Genomic DNA, 4,714 nt, shown 5'->3' with positions numbered 1-4,714 from the left:
ATATTATTCTAAATTTTGCCCCGTCTTCTAAGAGGCAGATAAACCGGTGGTAAGGCATCCTAAACGCTGGCACTATCCTTCGTGTATCCTCCTTTTGTCGAGACTTTTTGACAGGAAAAAGAATTTATTTGGTAATAGATGAATGTTTATCTAGGAGTAATTGAACTATAAGATCTGGCGACCAGAAGGGTCAACAAAACATACAGGATGTAGTTGTGGGGTAAGTGATAAAGTGATCTACCTCTGTTAAACATATAGCGTAGTGCGTAATGCCTGATGTACCTTCTGTCATACCATCATTTATTTTATCAAACATTGATGGTTTACCTTAACGCCCTCGTTGTATTATAGAAATTTATCTTGTTCTTCAGAAGCATTGTAAGGTAATCTTTCTTGATTATCATTGCCAGCAACTAATTTAAAAACGGGACGGTCTTTTTCAGCCAAAACCTTTACTCCCCATTTTTCCAATATGGGGATCTCAAGTGATAGTTCCCTATACTCATCTGGTGACATGATGGGTATACCTTGTACAATAGGATAATAACGATTACAATGATTGCAGGTAAGAATACCTTCAAGGATCTCCTGATTATCTTGTTTGAAAATCCTTATGGAGAGATCCTCTTTGTCAAACGGACAGGCAAGTTTACTTAGAAAAGATTGTTTCATTGCGCTTAGGATGATTTAACGTACGATGATTAAGTGTTTGTTTGAATCGATTAGCAGCAAGTCGCGGATCACTGGACTTCATAATCTCTGATACTACAGCAACGCCATCAATTCCCAGCGCCATCATAGCAGGCAGATTATCTAATGTAATCCCTCCTGCTACATAAACAGGAATATGCGTATTGGCACGAACCTGTCTTACGAAGTCGGGGTTTACGAGATCACAACTATTGGCTGTTGAAGATGGAAACATAGAGCAGAAGGAGATGTAATCGATATTATTATTTACAGCCCAATCGACACGAAGCTGATCGTTTCCGCAAGTGATACCAATAAAAAATGAACGATTGATACTTTGCCTGATATGTGCCAGATCGAGAGGTATCTCATCAAAATGAACACCATCCAAAGGAAATTTTTCGAGGTATCGCCAATGTTCATTTATAAGAACCGGAACCTGGTATTGATGGGCAAGATCACAAATTGACAAGATCAGTTCTTCTTGTGATTCTTCTAAATTCCAACTATTCCATAGTTGAATAACATCCACGCCTCCTTCTAATGCTTCCTTAATCTTAGGAAAGACATCCTGTAACCCAGGCCTTGGATCAACAACGAGATAAAGACCGCCATCTATTTTCATTGTCTTGCAATTAATTATTTCCATCCCTTTTGGTAGGCTGAAAAGAAAGCTTCCCAGTAAGGATCTGTATGTGCTTCTGTTAGTATCTTTTGTTCACTTCCATTTTTAATAGTAATTCCCTTACCAGGAGAAGTAACATTACCTATTGCTGTAGCCTTAATTCCTTTTGCTTCAAGATTTGTTATCAAAGATTCAACAACCTGAGGCTTTGCTGTGATAAGCATGGAACCTGCTCCTACACAATATTTCGGATCGATATTGAATATGTTTCCGATTGCCTCCTGTGCTTCACCTACTGGTATTTTAGATTCATCTACATCAACACCACATTCAGAAGCATTGGCAAGTTCATAAAGCGAACCAATTACTCCACCTTCTGTGACATCGTGCATGGCAGTAATGCCTTTGTTATTTCTTGCTATCGCTCCGGCCGTGATGCCAGCTTCAACTGCACTTGTCTGATAAAACAGGTTACATCCCATCTCATATATTCTATCACCACAATGTTGTTTTACTGTTTCGGGAAAACTTAATGCAAGTATGGCCGTTGATAACAGGGCACATTCTTTAGTAAGGACTATTATATCTCCTGGTTGTGCGCCTTTGCTCGTGATTATCTCTTCGTAAGGTGCTATGGTGAACATGGTTCCTCCTCCTGATACAGTAGAATTGAGGCCATCGAATCGACCGGTATGCCCACCGGTGATTGCAACACCAAGTTGCTCACAATACTCATGAATACATTGCCAGTAATATTCAAAATCTTCTGCCGCGAGTGTGACGGGAAGGTTTAACACAAACTGTGCATACATCGGCTTAAAGCCTGTAGTAGCCATATCGTTAGCCATGAGCTGAACAGAAAGCCAGGCTGATTCGCGAAGACCCAGTGTAGGAATTAATGAAAGCGGATCACTTGTTATGGCCATTGCCATGCCATCTGTGAGTTGAATCACGGATACATCAACACCAAATTGTGGCCCTATCTTCACTTCATGTCTTGGTTTACCACAGTAGGGAAATACCCTTGCCTTAAAGAAATTGTTCTGGATTTTACCTGTTTCCGGAAAGTGTTCCATGGGTATCTCATTTAAATTTCACCAGCAATCCAAAGAAATCGCCGTAGGGTTGTTTCCATTCCTGAACAGGAAACCATTTTGGCAGGCCGGTGCATTTCCATTCTATCGTATAATCTCTTCCCTGCAGTGCCTTGTGAATAAGCGATGTTAATGTAGCAGGTGTATAAAAGGTAGCAGTTACATAAAACGGATTTTTGCCAAAGAATTGTTGAACTCTTCTTCTTACAATCTTTGGTGAATTTCTATTCATCATGCCAAAGGCGATGCTGTGCCTGGCAACTCTTGCTGCTTCACGAATGACCTGCACAGGATCGCGATAGTATTCGAATGTAGTAATGAAGGCTAAAGCATCGAATGTATTGTCTTTAAAAGGCATGTGGTGTGAGTCAGCCAATACCAGATCACCATTAAAAAGCCTTCTGCCTTGTGCAAGCATGAAGGGTGATATATCCCCTCCTGAAGCCTCGATGTTGATGTTATGCCACCATCTTGTAAAGCGTGTTGTTCCACAGCCAAATTCAAGGAGGGTCTTCACCCTTGGATCAAGCTGGATGAGATCGCCCATAATCTTCTTTTGCCAGACCTCTGCACGTTTGTAACGGCCTTCGTACCAGAGCTCGTAGGTGTCTGTATGATCACGATTAAAAAACCATTCTTTTCGACTCTGCCAGTTTCTTAATTCACTGTTAACAAGATTGAAGGCCATAGCTGTAAAAATTAATGTAATAAAAAAGCCGCATAGACCTGACGGGAACTATGCGGCTATCTATTAAATAAATAAGATACAAACAGCCTTAGCATGCATTCCCTTCGCTGGTACTAACCAGATCAGGTTTCACGGGTATAATCTCAGCTGCCTTTGCAGCACCCCGATGCGATTTCTTGAATCAAAGAAATGTGAATATTTTATAAAAAGCAATTATCTGCTTCAGCAACTTCTTTCTTATAACAGACCCAATGTCCCTTTCTTCAATAACTTTGCTCTGATTGAATAATAAATGTGTGCTGGATTGAGACAGTGAATGTGGTGGTGAAGGTGGTGTGGGTAGATAAAGGGGTAGCAATTCTCGAAGCGGCTATAAAATCGGTAACAACACCTATATTTTACCAAAACACCTCATCAAAGAACACTTCTACGGGACTTTCATTCTCATTGCTAAGATAAATATACACAAATCCTGCTTGTTTTATGTCAAGAGGTTCGGCTCTATAAAGGCGTTGGTCTGGGATGTCACTTCCTCTTTCCTTGTTATATCCCTATCTGCATATAGCTGCTCTCTTTATCAGGGTATTAAAGCCGGAGTTGCTATTAATGACGACCTGCTCATATTTGTAATACCCTTTATCGCTCACGTAAATGTTCTGCTTCAAAAGAAATTGCCTCGTCATTGCATTTATATTATGGAGGTGAGGAAGTAAGGAGAAATATGGCAATCCGCTCAAAGCTATGGTGATGGCCAAATACAGCTTTATCATTTTGAATGAAGTTTAATGCATGGAGATGAACGTGATGATATCTGATTGATTCTGGATTCCGTTTTGCCGTCCTTGTGTGGTTGCGACGGGTGTCGCTTCGGTGGAGGTTCGTTTGGGCTTCGTTTAAGCCTCTCTCATCTATTCTAAGTCCTCACTTGGGGTAGGTAGGGAATTTAAAAAGCAACGGAAAACTTCGCGCTAGCTCGGGGACTGTATGGAAGTGCGAGAGATCATGCAAAAACAGCAAAAGGATCTATTGATTTGGTGTTTATTGGATGCTAATGCCTCAAATACCTTACATGAAATATTAGTGTTTATTTCACGGACGCTTGAAAGAGACGCTCGCACTAGATCTGATTGGTAAACCAAAGAAAACAACCGAGGGATATGTTATCACACCATCTGTTATTGGTAAAAAGAACTATGCTTCACCAATATATGCAGTTGTAAGGGACAAAAGCAGGGGAAGTGCTTGGATAGGCGTACGCCAAGCGAGTTGCCATCAACAATAGAGGACGTTATAAAAGACGTTGAAAAGCTGGTACATGACTTCGGTGTGAGCTTTTACCGCGATAAAGTACAACAACAAATAGATGAGTCTAATCGCGCGTTGCAGGCGGTCGAGAAACAACAACTACGTCTGGTGGGCCAGAATAAAGATCTTGTGAAATAAGCTGGAGCAGAACAAGCAGGAAAAGCTAAAGCTTGACAAACAAATAGAAAACAACAGCCTTGAATTCGAATCGCTCACTAAAAAAATTGAGAAGAACAAGAAAGACCAGGACTCCGTTGCCAACGCAGGTGAGCAGATAAAACGCGTAATCGAGATGCAAAAGCTGAAGCAGAG

General features: G+C 40.9%; 6 protein-coding genes and 1 riboswitch. Of the genes, 1 reads left to right on the top strand and 5 read right to left on the bottom strand.

Features of this window, described 5'->3' with window-relative positions:
* Nucleotides 1–345: 345 nt before the first annotated feature.
* The 5 genes from KK060_RS24505 to KK060_RS24485 all read right to left on the bottom strand — a co-directional run bounded on the left by KK060_RS24505 (nt 346) and on the right by KK060_RS24485 (nt 3,867).
* Nucleotides 346–672 carry a Trm112 family protein gene (locus tag KK060_RS24505; protein ID WP_254157864.1) on the bottom strand — a complete coding sequence of 109 codons (327 nt, stop codon included), beginning with the start codon at nt 670–672 and terminating at the stop codon, nt 346–348.
* Nucleotides 650–1,315, bottom strand: a complete 666-nt coding sequence (locus tag KK060_RS24500; protein ID WP_254157862.1) for a thiamine phosphate synthase — start codon at nt 1,313–1,315, stop codon at nt 650–652. The genes KK060_RS24505 and KK060_RS24500 overlap by 23 nt, the downstream gene beginning before the upstream one ends.
* 14 nt (nt 1,316–1,329) lie before the next feature.
* A complete protein-coding gene (locus KK060_RS24495) occupies nt 1,330–2,391 on the bottom strand; it encodes an AIR synthase family protein (protein ID WP_254157860.1) in 1,062 nt (353 codons plus the stop codon).
* A 7-nt stretch (nt 2,392–2,398) separates the two neighbouring features.
* The gene (locus KK060_RS24490) at nt 2,399–3,097 is read right to left on the bottom strand and encodes a class I SAM-dependent methyltransferase (RefSeq protein WP_254157858.1); all 699 of its coding nucleotides are present in this window, start codon (nt 3,095–3,097) and stop codon (nt 2,399–2,401) included.
* An 82-nt stretch (nt 3,098–3,179) separates the two neighbouring features.
* A riboswitch (TPP riboswitch) is annotated at nt 3,180–3,273 on the bottom strand.
* A gap of 375 nt (nt 3,274–3,648) precedes the next feature.
* Entirely contained in the window at nt 3,649–3,867 is a 219-nt protein-coding gene (locus KK060_RS24485) for a hypothetical protein (RefSeq protein ID WP_254157856.1), read from the bottom strand.
* A gap of 472 nt (nt 3,868–4,339) precedes the next feature.
* Between KK060_RS24485 and KK060_RS24480 the strand changes: the two genes are divergently transcribed.
* Nucleotides 4,340–4,540 carry a hypothetical protein gene (locus KK060_RS24480; protein WP_254157854.1) on the top strand — a complete coding sequence of 67 codons (201 nt, stop codon included), beginning with the start codon at nt 4,340–4,342 and terminating at the stop codon, nt 4,538–4,540.
* Nucleotides 4,541–4,714: the final 174 nt, after the last annotated feature.

Origin of the sequence: Chryseosolibacter indicum (genome assembly GCF_018598585.1) — a bacterium.
In the GTDB taxonomy this organism is placed as follows: domain Bacteria; phylum Bacteroidota; class Bacteroidia; order Cytophagales; family Cyclobacteriaceae; genus Chryseosolibacter; species Chryseosolibacter indicus.
Note: the sequence above shows the minus strand (reverse complement) of the source record. Positions and strands in the feature narration are given on the sequence as shown.